The organism is Actinospineispora spinosispora DSM 44797, assembly GCF_000429025.1.
In the GTDB taxonomy this organism is placed as follows: domain Bacteria; phylum Actinomycetota; class Actinomycetes; order Mycobacteriales; family Pseudonocardiaceae; genus Pseudonocardia; species Pseudonocardia spinosispora.
In genome coordinates this window covers 471,675-485,623 of the sequence record NZ_KE386835.1, presented here as the reverse complement: position 1 = coordinate 485,623, position 13,949 = coordinate 471,675, and the positions used below count along the sequence as shown (strand labels likewise).

Sequence of the window (13,949 nt, the reverse complement as noted above, 5' to 3'; positions counted from 1 at the left end):
GCACTGTAAGAAACGCAACAGGCGAAGCAGAACGCGAACAGTCGGCCGCGCGTCAGCGACGGCAGCGAAGCCGGAGCGAAGCGACCGGCGAAGCCGCCGTAAGTTTCCGGTCGCGGGCCCCTCGAGGCGAAGCCGATGAGGGGTCCCGACCGGAAACTTGGACGCGCGAAGAGCAGGCCTAGGAGGACGAAAAGACCGCGTCCGCGTAGCCGCGGCAGTACTCCCACGTCACGTAGTGGGTGGGGTCGGGGTCGTAGGCCGGCTCGTGTTTGCGCATGTAGCCCTCGTCCAGCAGCTGCTGGAGGCTGGCGCGCAGCAGGTTCCACTCGTGGAAGTGTTGCTCCCCACAGTCGGCGCAGTCGACGACGAGCCCGCGCACTCCTCTGTTCTCCAGCAGCGCTTGGTAGATAGCGAGGTCGCTGAGGTCTTCGACGATCTCTTCGCGTTCGTCGCTGGTCAGCGGCTCGAGCTCGTCCTCGGCGGACAGGCTGTCCAGGCTGCGCGTCGGGTCGTCCGGGTCACCCGCGAAGGGGTCGGGAGGGAGGGCGTCCTGCGGCACGGAATACACGGTACCCGGCTCCGCGACCCGATGTGGTGTTACGTCCCCATCCGGGTTGGTCACGGTGCCGGTGATGCCTATTAGGATTGAGTTGTGACCACCGAGCTGACTGCTGGACTGCCCCCGAAGTTCGCCCGGCTCGGGCTGACCTTCGACGACGTGCTGCTGCTGCCTTCCGAGTCGGATGTGCTGCCGAGCTCCGCCGACACCGCCACCCAGTTGAGTCGCAACGTGCGGCTCAGGGTGCCGTTGGTGTCCTCGGCGATGGACACCGTGACCGAGGCGCGGATGGCGATCGCGATGGCCCGCCAGGGCGGTATGGGTGTGCTGCACCGCAACCAGTCGGCCCAGGACCAGGCTGCCCAGGTCGAGGTGGTGAAGCGATCCGAGGCTGGCATGGTGACCGACCCGGTGACCTGCCAGCCGGACGCGACGCTGCGCGAGGTCGACGAGCTGTGTGCCCGCTACCGGATCTCCGGTGTGCCGGTGACCCATCCGGACGGAACCCTGCTGGGCATCATCACGAACCGGGACATGCGGTTCGAGCTTGACCATGGTCGTCGGGTCAGCGAGGTGATGACTCGCCAGCCGCTGGTGACCGCGCAGGTCGGGGTGACCGCGGAGGCGGCGCTCGGGCTGCTGCGCCGGCACAAGATCGAGAAGCTGCCGATCGTGGACGGCGCGGGTCTGCTGCGCGGGCTGATCACGGTGAAGGACTTCGTCAAGACCGAGCAGTACCCGCTGGCCACGAAGGACCCGGACGGGCGGCTGCTCGTGGGTGCGGCGGTCGGCGTCGGCGACGACGCGGTCGAGCGGGCGATGCTGCTGGTCGACGCGGGTGTCGACGTGATCATGGTGGACACCGCGCACGGGCATTCCCGGCGGGTGCTGGAGATGGTGTCCCGGCTGGTCAAGGAGACCGGTGACGGGGTGGACGTCGTCGGCGGCAACGTGGCGACCCACGAGGGTGCGTTGGCGCTGGTCGAGGCCGGCGCCGATGGCGTGAAGGTCGGTGTCGGGCCCGGGTCGATCTGCACCACGCGGGTGGTCGCGGGCGTCGGAGCGCCGCAGATCACCGCGATCTACGAGGCCGCGCAGGCCTGTGCACCGTCGGGTGTGCCGGTGATCGGCGACGGTGGCATCCAGTACTCCGGTGACATCGCCAAGGCGATCGCGGCGGGCGCCAGCAGCGTCATGCTGGGCAGCCTGCTCGCGGGCACCGCGGAGGCTCCCGGTGAGCTGATCCTGGTCGGCGGCAAGCAGTTCAAGACCTACCGGGGCATGGGTTCGCTCGGCGCGATGCGCACCCGGGGTGAGGAGAGCGGCAAGTCGTACTCGCGGGACCGCTACGCGCAGGACGACGTGCTGAGCGAGGACAAGCTGGTGCCGGAGGGCATCGAGGGCCGGGTTCCGTTCCGAGGACCGTTGACGCAGGTGACCCATCAGCTGCTGGGTGGTCTGCGGTCCGGGATGGGCTACACGGGGTCGTCGACGATCCCCGAGCTGCAGCAGGCGCAGCTGGTGCGGATCACGTCGGCGGGGCTCAAGGAGAGCCACCCGCACGACATCACGATGACCGTCGAGGCCCCGAACTACGTCACCCGCTGACCTACGGCAGGGCACGCTGAGCGACTGGCTTACCCTTACGTCTCGTGCGTGACCTTGTAGAGATCGGGATGGGCCGTAGCGCCCGTCGGGCCTACGACCTCCAGCAGATCGAGATCGTGCCGTCGCGGCGGACCCGGACCTCGAAAGAGGTGTCCACCGCGTGGCAGCTGGACGCCTACCGGTTCGAGATTCCGCTGGTGACCCATCCGACCGATGCGATCGTCTCCCCGGAGACGGCGATCCGGATCGGCCAGCTCGGCGGGCTGGGGGTGATCAACGCCGAAGGACTGTTCGCGCGGCACGCGGACCCGAAGGCGGTGCTCGCCCGGCTCGTGGACGCGGCCGACGACGAGGATCCGTCGACGGTGGTGAGATTGCTGCAGGAGCTGCACACCGCGCCGATCCAGCCGGACCTGCTGACCGACGCGCTGCGTCAGGTGCGCGAGGCGGGGGTGACGCTGGCCGCGCGGGTGAGCCCGCAGCGGGCCAGGGAGCTGACCCCGCACCTGCTCGCCGCGGGTGTGGAGATCCTGTTCGTGCAGGGCACGATCATCTCCGCGGAGCACGTCTCGACCGGTGCCGGTGAGCCGCTGAACCTCAAGCAGTTCATCTCCGACCTGGACGTGCCGGTGGTCGCCGGTGGTGTCGGTGACTACCGCACCGCGATGCACCTGATGCGGACCGGCGCGGCTGCCGTCGTGGTGGGCTACGGCGAGTCGTTGGCCACCACGACCGACTCGGTGCTGGGCATCGGGGTGCCGATGGCGACCGCGATCGTCGACGCCGCGGCCGCGCGCCGCGACTACCTGGACGAGACCGGCGGCCGGTACGTCCACGTCATCGCGGACGGTGGCATCTTCGGCTCGGGTGACATCGCCAAGGCCATCGCGTGCGGTGCGGACGCGGTGATGCTGGGCGAGCAGCTCGCGGAGGCGCAGGAGTCACCCGCGGGCGGCCTGTACTGGACGCCCGCCGCTGCGCACCCCTCGTTGCCGCGCAGCGACGTCACGGGCATGGAGTCCAGTTCACGCAGCCTGGAGACGGTCCTGTTCGGCCCGTCGGACAGCCCGGACGGAACGGTCAACCTGTTCGGTGCTCTGCGCAGGGCACTGGCGAAGACGGGCTACTCGGACCTGAAGGAGTTCCAGCGGGTCGGCCTGACCATCCGCCGCTGAGTCGAGCAGCTCGCACGGGACTAGTGGACCTTGGTCCAGGCGTCGCAGCCCGTTGTCTGGAAGAAGCCGTCGGTGCGGGGGATGACGACCGTCATCGGGCCCTGGGAGACGTAGTTGTCCAGGATGTCGTCCAGCGAGCCGTCTCCCGACTTCAGGCGTGCGTAGTAGCAGCCGGTGCTGCTGGTGTCGTCGGGTCCGGACGTCTGGTAGGTGCCGGGCTCCAGGTCGGTGCCGACCTGGAAGCGACCCCCGCCCTCGGGGATCGCGCTGATGGCGGCTTGCTGGGGCGCAGGCGCAGCCTGACCGGCGCCGGAGCTGCCGATGACCAATCCGGCCAGCAGACCGACCGCGGCGCCCAGGGCGACCTTCAGGCCGATCGCGACCTGGGGCCGGTGCGGCGGTGTGGGCGCATCCGGCTCGCTCGGTGGCGTCGGGGACGGCGGCACCGGCGAGGCCGAGCGCTGGGTCGGTATGTGGAAGCCGGTCGAGCGCTGCCACGGCTGCTGACCGGTGTTCCGCGCCGGGACGTACCGAGGTGTGGTCATGTACGCCTCCGCCTCATCCGAGGGACAGCTGACACCTCACTGTGATCGATCGAGCACGGATCTTGCAGTCTTGATCGTCGCGACCACTCGTTCGGTTGAACGAGTCAGCCACGGAGGGCGCGCACGAACTCCGAGATACCGCTTGCCAGCGCCACGTCCTTCTCGGTGATACCGCCGTCGGAGTGCGTCGAGCAGCGGAAGGTGAGGGTGCGCCAGCGGATGTCGATGTCCGGGTGGTGGTCGGAGCGTTCCGCCAGCTCGGCGACCCGGTCCACGACCTCGATGGCGGCGGGGAAGCTGGGCAGTTCGGCGGTGAGGACGAGTGCGTCGCCGTCGCGCTGCCAGTCGGGCAGGTTGCGCAGCGCGGTGCTCACGGCGGCGTCGTCGAGAAGGTTTGCCATGGCGAGCATCCTGCCGTACTCGGCCGGCGGCGTCAGACCTCGCGGCGCAGCGTGCCGGTCACCGCCACGGCAAGGCCGAGGACCAGGTAGTACACCGCCACGAACGCGCCGTGGGTGAGGTTCTCGGTCGGGATGGGGTCGCGCAGCAGATCGGCGAGCGAAGGCCAGGCCGAGGTCAGCAGCAGCGGGTGCAGCCAGCCCAGTGACGGGATGGCGAGCAGGACACCGAACACGATCGCGCCGCCGAGCACGGTCGCGATGACCACCAGTGGACGGTCGGTGAGCGCGGAGACCGCGAGCGCGATGGCGCCGACCGCGGCCAGCTGCAGGACCGTCCACCCGACAGCCAGCCAGACCCTGCCCCACACGTCGCCCGCGTCGATCGCGGAACCGGACAGGGTGAGCAACCGGCCCTCGTCGCCGACGACCAGCGTCCCGGCCAGCCAACCGACCGCCGCGATGAGGAGAACCCCGATGATCGCCAGGGCCAGAACGCCGAGCGCCTTCACCGCGACCAGCCGCAGCCTGCCGACCGGCGCGAGCAGCAGCATCCGCAGCGTCCCGCTGGACGCCTCGCCGGCGAGCGCATCGGCCGCCGCGACGCACACCGCGAGCGGCAGCAGCAGGGTCAGCGCCACGGCCAGTGACACGATCGGCAGCATGAGGCCGTTCGCGGTCACCGCGGCGATGAGGCCGGGGCCCGGGTCACCGAGCGTCCCGGACGGCGCACCGGCGGAGGCGACCCCGATCCCGATGGCGACCGGTAGCAGCGCGAGCACTCCGAGCAGGACGAGGGTCCTCGGCCGGGACAACAGGCAGGACAGCTCCGAACGCAGCAGACGGTGCAGTGGCGCGGTGTCGGCGCGGGTCACGTGCTCTCCTCGGTGAGCCGCACGAACAGCTCCTCCAGCCCGGTCCGGCGCCGATGCGCTTCGGTGACGGGTACCCCGGCGTGCACGAGCAGCCGCAGCACCTCGTCCGGTGTGGTGTCCGCCAGGCCGGCGACCAGCCTGCCGTGATCGAGGTAGCCGAGGATTCCCGCCGAACGCAGCACGGTGAGCGCGGCGGTGCGGTCGGTTCCGTCTCGTACGTCGATCGCCAGCGCGGGGCCCTCCGACTCCAGCAACGCGTCCAGTCCTCCGGTGGCCATGACCGAGCCCTCGGCGAGGATCGCCACGTGCGTGCACGTCTCCTCGACCTCGGTGAGCAGGTGCGAGGACAGCAGCACGGTCGCACCGGCCCGGTGCAGCTCCCCGATGATCCGCCGGACGTCCCTGGTCCCGGCGGGGTCCAGACCGTTGGTCGGTTCGTCGAGCACGACGAGCCTGCGGGGGACGAGCAGTACCGCCGCCAGTGCGAGACGCTGGCGCATGCCGAGCGAGTAGCCGCCGTAGCGGCGGTCGGCGGCGCTGTCGTCCAGCCCGACGCGATGCAGCGCCTCGCGGACCGCGCCCGGGACCTCGGGTGTGCACAGCAGCGGTTCGGCGTCCGCGCAGCGGGTCAGGTTCGCGCGCCCGGACAGGTGTCGGTGGAACCCCGGGCCCTCGACGAGCGCGCCGACGTGCGGCAGTGCGGCCGAGCTGCGTTGCGGCATCGGTTCGCCGAGCAGCCGTACGCTGCCCTCGGTGGGGCGGGACAACCCCAGCAGCAGGCGCAGCATGGTCGTCTTGCCGGAACCGTTCGGACCGAGCAGACCGAGGATCGAGCCGGTCGGCAGGTCGAGATCGACGGAGTCCAGCGCCACCGTCCGGCGGAAGACCTTGCGCAGGCCCCGCACGCTGGCAGCGGGAGGAACGAGGTCGTCCATGTCGCGCGGTGACTGTGTCGGGGGGCCGGCGCCCGCGAAGACGGTGCTGCCGGCCGGTTCCGGCCGGTTCATCGGGCCGGGGCCTGGCTGAGCGCCTCGGTGAGCACCTGGGCGGGCACCGCGCCGAGCGCGACCCTGCCGTCCGCCGCGAGTACCGCGTTCCCGATCGACGTCCTGACCAGCCGCCCCTGTCCCCACGCGCCCGAGATCGGGGTGCTCAGCCGCTGCATCAGAAGACTGTTCTCCGGCGTGCGCGCGGTGCGGACGAGAACGGTGTCCCAGCCCTCGCCGACCAGGGTGCGCACATGTGCCCGGCTCTCCGCGCGCCCCGGCCGATCGTGCACCGCGACTCCCGAGGGCGGGGTGAAGGCGAACAGCGCGGGACTCTGCGGACCGAAGGTCAGATCGCTGAAGCCGACCCGCAGCGCGGGCTCGGTCGAACCGTTCGCCATGACGGTGACCTCCAGCGGCAGCCGGGTCTCGCCGTCCACCGCCACCCGTACCTCTCGCATGAGTGTCCGTTCGGTGGGCAGCGGGTCCAGGACCAGCTGGTAGGCGGGCCGGTTGGCGACCAGCGACACCGCTTCGACACGCACCGTGCTGGACGGCTCCAACATCGCGAGCAGCGCGCTCGCCGCGTCCGCCGGGTTGGCGAGCAGACCGCCGCCGCGTTCGGCGTCGGACGAGCCGAGCTGGCCGAGCGGATGCCGATCCACCGGGTGCTCACCCTCGGAAGGGCTCTTCGTCACCGCGCGCGTCGCCGAGTCCCACGACCACACCGTGCTGCCGTCGTCCACGACCGTCCGTTCTCCGCCGTCCGAAGGCAGCGAAATCCGATGCCGGCCCGCTCCGTCGGACCACAACCGCGCGGTGCGGGTGCCGTCGGGAGAATGGGAGAGGCCGCTGAGTCCGGCAAGTCCTAGCTGTTCGTGGAATTGCACGTTTCCCGTCAGCGGACCAGGCTTGGACTGGCGGATCGAGGCGATCAGATCGGCCGCGGCGACCGGTGGCAAACGGGTCGAAGGACGCGTTGCCGCTGGCACGACCAGTGCCGCGACGAGCAGAATCGCCGCAACGCCCCACAGGGCGCCCACGATCCGCTCCGATGTCATGGCGCCAGCGTGAACCACAGGCTCTGAGAACGTACTGAGAGGAGGAGATTCTGCTGAAGGTTTCTCCGCGTAGCGTTCTGATTGAGTCTGGCGGAACACCTCTCGTGAATGGTGAATAGACCGTAATGCCAAGAGTGCTGGTGGTAGACGACGAAGCCGGGGTGCGGACCGCCCTCGGCAGGGGACTGACGGCCGAGGGCCTCGACGTGGTGACCGCGGCGGACGGGCCGACCGCTCTGCGTGCCGCGCTCACCGGGAGCTTCGACCTCATCCTGCTCGACATCATCATCCCCGGACTCTCCGGCTACCGGGTGCTCGAGCAGCTGCGCGCCGAAGGGGTGGACACCCCGGTGCTGCTGATCTCGGCCAAGGACGGCGAGGTCGACCAGGCCGACGGGCTGGACCTCGGCGCCGACGGCTACCTGGTGAAACCGTTCTCGTTCGTGGTGCTCGTCGCGCAGGTGCGGGCACTGCTGCGCCGCCGGGAGGCCGAGCGCGGCCAGTCCGGCAGGCGGCTGCGCCTCGGTGAGCTGATGGTCGACCCCGGCACGAAGCAGGTCAGCTGGTCAGGCCGTCCGGTCGAGCTGAGCCCCCGCGAGTTCGCCGTGCTGCACGCGCTGGCCAGCCGTCCGGACACCGTGCTGAGCAAGGACGAGCTGCTCCGGCTGGCCTGGGGTGGTGAACAGGCGGCGAGTCGCAACGCCGTCGAGGTCTACGTGGGGTATCTGCGACGTAAGCTTCAGGCCGTGGGCGCCGGACATCTGCTGCGAACCGTACGTGGCCACGGCTACCGGGTGGGAGCCTCGGGGTGATCGGTCCCCGCGAGGCACCAGTGCGGTGACCGCCGACCTTCACCGGCCCTCGACGGACGCCGAATGAACCGGCGAATGCCAGGGGCCACCGCACTATCCGACTGGTGGGTTCGGCGCAGTCTCCGGGTTCGCATCACGATCGCGGTCGGTGGCGTCGCGCTGCTGGCCCTCGGCGCGCTGGCCTGGCTGGCCACGGGCCTCATCGGCATCACGATCACCGGCGCCGTCGACGTCGAGCTGGCTCGCGCGGCGGCCGCCGCGACCGGACGGCTGTCCGCCGGGGTCCCCGAGGACTCGGTGACGCCGCCGGAGGGCTCGATGGACGGCATCTCGGGGCAGATCACCATCCGGGTGTCGGACACCGCTGGCCGGCCGCTGGACGACGGCCCGCCGCTCCCGCTGGACACCCCGTTGCTGCGCCGGCTCGCCGGCGGTGACTCGGTCACGGTGTACGGGCCGGACGGCCCGAGCCGCTGGCTGGGCGTCGTCGCCACGGCCATGGACGGCTCGCCCCGTCTGGTGCTGGCCGGCGCGGACCTGGTCGGGTACAGCTCGGTACTGCGCCGGGGCGCGATCGGCCTTGGTCTCGCCGCGCTGCTCGCCGGGCTCGCGGTCGGGCTGGCCGCGCTGATCGCGGTGCGGCTCGCGCTGCGGCCGGTCGACCGGATGCGCACCGCCGCGGTCAGCCTGCCGCCCGGCGAGCGGCTGCCGGTGCCGCCGGCCAACGACGAACTACGGGCGCTCGCCGTCGAGCTGAACGAGCTGCTGGCCAGGCGCGACACGGCCTCGGCGCGCCTGGCGAGGTTCACCGGTGACGCCGCGCACGAGCTGCGCTCCCCGGTCGCCGTGATCCGGGCGCAGGCCGAAGTGGCCGTGATGCACCCGGACCCGCTGCTCGCCGAGGACACCTTGCGCTCGGTGGCCACCGAGGCGGCGAGACTGTCCGAGCTGGTGTCCGACCTGCTCGCGCTCGCCAGGGCCGATGCGGGAGCCCGGCCGCCCGCGACGGCGGTCGACCTGGTCGCCGAGGCGGCGAAGGCGATCGGTCGGGCGGAGCAGGTGCCGACCGACCTGCTGGCCGCGAGCAAACCGGCTTGGCAGGACTACACCGAGATCGAGGCGGCCGAGGCCGCGCCGGCGAGCGAACAGGCCCCCGACGACGCCGATCCGGGTGTACCGGTCTTCATCCTGACCGCGCCGGTACCCGCCGTCGCCGCCGCGTCACCCGGTGAGGTCGCGCTGGTGCTGGACAACCTGCTGGCCAACGCGCGCCGGTACGCCCGGACCCGGGTGTGGGTGTCGGTGCTGCCCGCCGGCCGGTCGGTACGGCTCGTCGTGGACGACGACGGACCCGGAGTGCCGGAGGAGGACCGCAAGCGGGTCTTCGACCGGTTCACCCGCCTGGAAGCCGACCGGGGCGGACGCAGCGGTGGTGCCGGTCTCGGCCTTGCGCTGGTCTCCGCGCTCGTGACCGGGCGCAGCGGCGTGGTGCGGATGGGCGTCAGCCCCGACGGCGGGGCCCGCGTCGAGGCGCGCTGGCCCGGTGCCGCGTCGATCGTCGTCCAGACGATCAGGCAGGAGCCGTCGTCGTGAGCAAGGTGGTGGTGGGCGCCGCGATAGTCCGCGACGGGCTGCTGCTGGCGCAGTGCCGCGCGGAGCCCGCTGAGCTCGCCGGACGGTGGGAGCTGCCGGGCGGCCAGGTCGAGGAGGGCGAGTCCGAGCGGACCGCGCTGCGCCGCGAGTGCCGCGAGGAGCTGGGCGCGCTCGTGCACGTCCACGATCGGCTGGGTCCGGACCTGCGGCTCTCGCCCCGTTCGGTGCTGCGGGTGTACCTGGCGGAGCTGGTGGCGGGCAGCCCCGAGCCGCGCCCGCTGGAGCACCTCGAACTCCGCTGGGTGCCCCCGGCGGCGATGGACGACCTCGACTGGCTACCCGCCGACCGCCTCCTGCTCCCGGACCTGGCAGCCGCAACCCGCCCACACCCGTGAGTGTTTTGGGCTGCTCCGGCAGCCCAAAACACTCACGGGTGGTCAGCGGCGGCGGAGGGAGGCCTGGCTGAGCTCGGGTGGCTGGTAGCCGGCGTCGCCGAACGAGAGGTTCACGCCGGGTGGGACGATCTTGTCGATCTCGTCCAGGATGTCCGGCGTCAGCGTGACCTCCGCCGCGCCCAGCTGTGACTCCAGGTGGTCCATGGTGCGCGGGCCGATGATCGGTGACGTCACAGCGGGGTGCTGCAGCACGAACGCCAGCGCCAGGTGCACCAGCGACAGGTCGGCCTTCTCGGCGAGCTCGGCCAGTGCCTCGACCGCATCCAGCTTGCGCTGGTTCTCCGGCCTGGTGAAGTCGAAACGCTCCGGCATGCGCGCCGCGCGGTGCGAGTTGACCTCCTTGCCCTTGCGGACCTGACCGGACAGCCAGCCACCCGCGAGCGGGCTCCACGGCAGGACACCCATGCCGTAGCGCTGGGCCACCGGCAGCAGGTCGGCCTCGATGCCGCGCACCAGCAGCGAGTACGGCGGCTGCTCGGTGACGAACCGGCCCAGCCCGCGCCGCTCGGAGATCCACTGCGACTCGACGACCTGGTGCGCGGGGAACGTCGAACAGCCGAACGCACGGATCTTGCCCTGGGTACGCAGGTCGGTCAGCGCGGAGAGGGTCTCCTCGACGTCGGTGTGCTCGTCGGGACGGTGCACCTGGTAGAGGTCGATCCAGTCGGTGCCCAGCCTGCGCAGGCTGTCCTCGACCTCCTTGATCACCCAGCGCCGTGAGTTGCCGCGCTTGTTGGGGTCCTTCTCCGGTTCGCCCATCTGGATGTCCATCGGGCCGTGGAACTTCGTGGCCAGGATGACGTCGTCGCGGCGGCCGCCGGCGAGTGCCTTGCCGACGATCACCTCCGACTCGCCGAGGGAGTACACGTCGGCGGTGTCGATGAAGTTGATGCCGGCGTCCAGCGCCCGGTGGATGATCGAGATCGACACGTCGTGGTCCGGTTCGCCCCAGGCGCCGAACATCATCGCGCCGAGACACAGCGGGCTGACCCGCATGCCGGTGGGTCCGAGATCGCGGTATTCCATGACCTCGAAACTAGCCCCGTTGACAGCATCCGGCAGGCAACGCGAGGGTGAAGACATGGCGTCTGCTCTCGCTTCACTCATCGACCACACGTTGCTCAAGCCGGAGGCGACCGCCGACGAGGTCGGACGGCTGTGCACCGAGGCCGTGACGCACGAATTCAAGGCCGTGTGCGTCAATCCGTACTGGGTGCCACGGGCCGCCGAATTGTTGGCGAATTCTTCGGTGGCGCTGTGCGCGGTCGCGTCGTTCCCATTCGGCTGTTCACGCACCGAGGCCAAGAGCGCGGAGGCTGCCCTGGCCGTGCGGGAGGGCGCCGACGAGGTGGACATGGTGATCAACCTCGGTGCGCTCAAGAGCGGCGAGCTCGACGTGGTCGAGGCCGACATCCGCGCGGTCCGGGATGCCACCGCCGGGCGAGTGCTGAAGGTGATCATCGAGGCCGCCGCGCTGGAGGCCGACGAGCTGGTGAGCGTGGTCGAACTGTGCGCCGCCGCCGAGGTGGACTTCGTCAAGACCTCGACCGGCTACCACGCGGCGGGCGGTGCGCGGGTGGCCGATGTGGTGGCCATCAAGAAGGCTCTGGACGGCCGGGAGATCGGCATCAAGGCGTCCGGGGGAATTCGGGACTACGCCTTTGCGCTCGCGCTGATCGAGGCCGGAGCGACCCGACTGGGGGCCAGTTCGGGCGTTTCTCTGGTCAAAGCGGAGGCCGCCGCGCAATAGTGGGGTCCAACATCACACATGCCGGCCGCCATGCCTCTCACCGGGGCAAGGTACCCTGAGGAATACACCGCCCTCTTTCCTCAGGAGTTCCCGCGTGCCCACTCAGGCCCCGGACCGCCCGCACACCGCGTTGCGTACCGATCTTCGCAACGTGGCCATCGTGGCGCACGTCGACCACGGTAAGACCACGCTGGTCGACGCGATGCTGCGCCAGTCCGGCGCGTTCGCCGAACGCAGTGAGCCGCAGGACCGGGTCATGGACTCGGGAGACCTGGAGCGTGAGAAGGGCATCACGATCCTCGCCAAGAACACGGCGGTCCAGTGGCACGACATGACGATCAACGTCATCGACACCCCTGGCCACGCCGACTTCGGTGGTGAGGTCGAGCGCGGCCTGTCCATGGTCGACGGCGTCGTGCTGCTCGTCGACGCGAGCGAGGGCCCGCTGCCGCAGACCAGGTTCGTGCTGCGCAAGGCGCTGACCGCGCACCTGCCGGTCGTGCTGGTGGTCAACAAGACCGACCGCGCCGACGCGCGCTGTGCCGAGGTCGTCGACGAGTCGCTGGAGCTGCTGCTCGAGCTGGCCGACGAGCTGGAGCTGGGCGAGGACGTCACCGCCGGCCTGCTCGACCTGCCGGTCGTCTACGCCAGCGCCCGCGCCGGCAAGGCCAGCAAGATCCGCCCGGCGGACGCCACGGTGCCCGAGGCCGACGGCCTGGAGGCGCTGTTCGAGGTCCTGACGGCGGCGGTTCCGCCGCCCGCCGACGACCCGGACGCCCCGCTGCAGGCGCACGTCACGAACCTCGACGCGACCACCTACCTGGGCCGGATCGGGCTGTGCCGGATCCGCGCCGGGCAGCTGCGTCGAGGCCAGACGGTCGCGTGGTGCCGTGAGGACGGGACGACGCAGAACGTCAAGATCACCGAGCTGCTGCGCACCGAGGGTCTGACCCGGGTGCCCGCCGAGTCGGCCGACGCCGGCGAGATCGTCGCCGTCGCCGGCATCCCGGACCTGATGATCGGTGACACGCTCGCCGACCTGGACAACCCGGTTCCGCTGCCGCGCATCGAGGTCGACGAGCCGGCCATCTCGGTCACCGTCGGCACGAACACCTCACCGCTCGCCGGCCGCGACCCGCACCCCGGCGCCAAGCTGACCGCGCGCCTCGTGCGCAACCGGCTGGACTCCGAGCTGGTCGGCAACGTGAGCATCCGCGTGCTGCCCACCGAGCGTCCCGACGCCTGGGAGGTCCAGGGCCGTGGCGAGCTGGCGCTGGCCATCCTGGTCGAGCAGATGCGCCGCGAGGGCTTCGAGCTCACCGTCGGCAAGCCCGAGGTCGTCACCAAGATCGTCGACGGCAAGATTCACGAGCCGTACGAGCGGCTGTCGATCGACGTCCCGACCGAGCACCTCGGTGCGATCACCCAGCTGCTGGCCGCCCGCAAGGGCGAGCTGATCCAGATGACGCACGGCGAGCTGCGCGTCCGGCTGGACTACACGGTTCCGTCCCGTGGTCTGATCGGCTTCCGGACCGAGTTCCTCACCCAGACCCGAGGCTCCGGGATCATGAACCACGTGTTCGACGGTTACCGCCAGTGGGTCGGCGAACTGCGTACCCGGCGTACCGGGTCGCTCGTGTCGGACCGCTCCGGCCCGGTCACCACGTACGCGCTCATGCAGCTGGCCGACCGGGGCACGATGTTCGTCGCGCCCGGCACCCAGGTCTACAACGGCATGGTCGTCGGCGAGCACACCCGCAGCGACGACCTGGACGTCAACATCACCCGCGAGAAGAAGCTCACCAACGTGCGCAGCTCCACGGGTGACGAGCTGGAGCGGCTCACCCCGCCGACGGTGCTGAACCTGGAGCAGGCGCTCGAGTTCTGTGCGCCGGACGAGTGCGTCGAGGTCACGCCCGAGTCCGTCCGGGTTCGCAAGGTCGAGCTGGACAGCCACCAGCGCGCCCGCGCCCGTTCCCGCTCGCGCACAGCCGCCAAGGCCTGACCCACACCGAGCAGCTCACACAGACCGACTACACGCCGCACAGAGGCTCAGGCCTCTGTGCGGCGTTGGCACGTTCTGTGCGAGCGCCCTAGCCCACAAGGCTGACTTCGTCGCTCCTTGTTGCTTT

Annotated in this window: 14 protein-coding genes; 7 read left to right on the top strand and 7 right to left on the bottom strand. The window is 70.8% G+C overall.

Annotated features, from left to right (window positions below; translation table 11 throughout):
• Positions 1-178 precede the first annotated feature (178 nt).
• On the bottom strand, positions 179-568 hold the full coding sequence (locus G406_RS0135930; protein WP_028937576.1) for a DUF5319 domain-containing protein: 390 nt from the start codon (positions 566-568) through the stop codon (positions 179-181).
• 84 nt (positions 569-652) lie between these two features.
• Here G406_RS0135930 and guaB point away from each other — a divergent pair, with 84 nt between their 5' ends.
• Together guaB and G406_RS0135920 are read left to right on the top strand one after the other, a co-directional pair.
• On the top strand, positions 653-2,167 hold the full coding sequence (gene guaB, locus G406_RS0135925) for an IMP dehydrogenase (protein WP_028937575.1): 1,515 nt from the start codon (positions 653-655) through the stop codon (positions 2,165-2,167).
• Positions 2,168-2,211: 44 nt separating this feature from the next.
• Positions 2,212-3,342 carry a GuaB3 family IMP dehydrogenase-related protein gene (locus tag G406_RS0135920; protein ID WP_028937574.1) on the top strand — a complete coding sequence of 377 codons (1,131 nt, stop codon included), beginning with the start codon at positions 2,212-2,214 and terminating at the stop codon, positions 3,340-3,342.
• A gap of 20 nt (positions 3,343-3,362) precedes the next feature.
• On the opposite strand, the gene G406_RS54890 is transcribed toward G406_RS0135920, so the two are convergent.
• The 5 genes from G406_RS54890 to G406_RS0135895 all read right to left on the bottom strand — a co-directional run bounded on the left by G406_RS54890 (position 3,363) and on the right by G406_RS0135895 (position 7,207).
• A complete protein-coding gene (locus G406_RS54890; RefSeq protein WP_051343141.1) occupies positions 3,363-3,887 on the bottom strand; it encodes an Rv1352/Rv1906c domain-containing protein in 525 nt (174 codons plus the stop codon).
• A gap of 104 nt (positions 3,888-3,991) precedes the next feature.
• Positions 3,992-4,288 (bottom strand): 4a-hydroxytetrahydrobiopterin dehydratase, encoded by a 297-nt coding sequence (locus tag G406_RS0135910; protein WP_028937573.1) that lies wholly within the window; start codon positions 4,286-4,288, stop codon positions 3,992-3,994.
• A 32-nt stretch (positions 4,289-4,320) separates the two neighbouring features.
• On the bottom strand, positions 4,321-5,160 hold the full coding sequence (locus G406_RS0135905; protein ID WP_028937572.1) for an ABC transporter permease: 840 nt from the start codon (positions 5,158-5,160) through the stop codon (positions 4,321-4,323).
• The gene (locus tag G406_RS52020) at positions 5,157-6,095 is read right to left on the bottom strand and encodes an ABC transporter ATP-binding protein (RefSeq protein ID WP_051343193.1); all 939 of its coding nucleotides are present in this window, start codon (positions 6,093-6,095) and stop codon (positions 5,157-5,159) included. The genes G406_RS0135905 and G406_RS52020 overlap by 4 nt, the downstream gene beginning before the upstream one ends.
• Before the next feature lie 68 nt (positions 6,096-6,163).
• Positions 6,164-7,207 carry a LolA family protein gene (locus G406_RS0135895; protein ID WP_028937571.1) on the bottom strand — a complete coding sequence of 348 codons (1,044 nt, stop codon included), beginning with the start codon at positions 7,205-7,207 and terminating at the stop codon, positions 6,164-6,166.
• A 125-nt stretch (positions 7,208-7,332) separates the two neighbouring features.
• Between G406_RS0135895 and G406_RS0135890 the strand changes: the two genes are divergently transcribed.
• The 3 genes from G406_RS0135890 to G406_RS0135880 all read left to right on the top strand — a co-directional run bounded on the left by G406_RS0135890 (position 7,333) and on the right by G406_RS0135880 (position 10,007).
• On the top strand, positions 7,333-8,019 hold the full coding sequence (locus G406_RS0135890) for a response regulator transcription factor (protein WP_084216630.1): 687 nt from the start codon (positions 7,333-7,335) through the stop codon (positions 8,017-8,019).
• Positions 8,020-8,082: 63 nt separating this feature from the next.
• Entirely contained in the window at positions 8,083-9,612 is a 1,530-nt protein-coding gene (locus tag G406_RS0135885; protein ID WP_064743134.1) for a sensor histidine kinase, read from the top strand.
• Positions 9,609-10,007: a (deoxy)nucleoside triphosphate pyrophosphohydrolase gene (locus tag G406_RS0135880; RefSeq protein ID WP_028937568.1), complete on the top strand. Its 399-nt coding sequence runs from the start codon at positions 9,609-9,611 to the stop codon at positions 10,005-10,007. Before G406_RS0135885 ends, G406_RS0135880 begins: the two co-directional genes overlap by 4 nt.
• Positions 10,008-10,049: 42 nt before the next feature.
• Here G406_RS0135880 and G406_RS0135875 read toward each other — a convergent pair whose 3' ends face one another.
• Entirely contained in the window at positions 10,050-11,093 is a 1,044-nt protein-coding gene (locus G406_RS0135875; RefSeq protein ID WP_028937567.1) for an aldo/keto reductase, read from the bottom strand.
• Between the two features lie 55 nt (positions 11,094-11,148).
• Between G406_RS0135875 and deoC the strand changes: the two genes are divergently transcribed.
• A complete protein-coding gene (gene deoC / locus G406_RS0135870) occupies positions 11,149-11,817 on the top strand; it encodes a deoxyribose-phosphate aldolase (protein ID WP_028937566.1) in 669 nt (222 codons plus the stop codon).
• Between the two features lie 94 nt (positions 11,818-11,911).
• Positions 11,912-13,822, top strand: a complete 1,911-nt coding sequence (typA, locus tag G406_RS0135865) for a translational GTPase TypA (RefSeq protein WP_028937565.1) — start codon at positions 11,912-11,914, stop codon at positions 13,820-13,822.
• The last annotated feature ends 127 nt before the right edge of the window (positions 13,823-13,949 follow it).

What these genes read in the sequence shown, in the direction of transcription:
- G406_RS0135875 (WP_028937567.1), bottom strand. Translation starts at nt 11,093, where the DNA reads ATGGAATACCGCGATCTCGGACCCACCGGCATGCGGGTCAGCCCGCTG.
- G406_RS0135895 (WP_028937571.1), bottom strand. Translation starts at nt 7,207, where the DNA reads ATGACATCGGAGCGGATCGTGGGCGCCCTGTGGGGCGTTGCGGCGATT.
- deoC (WP_028937566.1), top strand. Translation starts at nt 11,149, where the DNA reads ATGGCGTCTGCTCTCGCTTCACTCATCGACCACACGTTGCTCAAGCCG.
- G406_RS54890 (WP_051343141.1), bottom strand. Translation starts at nt 3,887, where the DNA reads ATGACCACACCTCGGTACGTCCCGGCGCGGAACACCGGTCAGCAGCCG.
- G406_RS0135885 (WP_064743134.1), top strand. Translation starts at nt 8,083, where the DNA reads ATGAACCGGCGAATGCCAGGGGCCACCGCACTATCCGACTGGTGGGTT.
- G406_RS52020 (WP_051343193.1), bottom strand. Translation starts at nt 6,095, where the DNA reads ATGGACGACCTCGTTCCTCCCGCTGCCAGCGTGCGGGGCCTGCGCAAG.
- G406_RS0135890 (WP_084216630.1), top strand. Translation starts at nt 7,333, where the DNA reads ATGCCAAGAGTGCTGGTGGTAGACGACGAAGCCGGGGTGCGGACCGCC.
- G406_RS0135910 (WP_028937573.1), bottom strand. Translation starts at nt 4,288, where the DNA reads ATGGCAAACCTTCTCGACGACGCCGCCGTGAGCACCGCGCTGCGCAAC.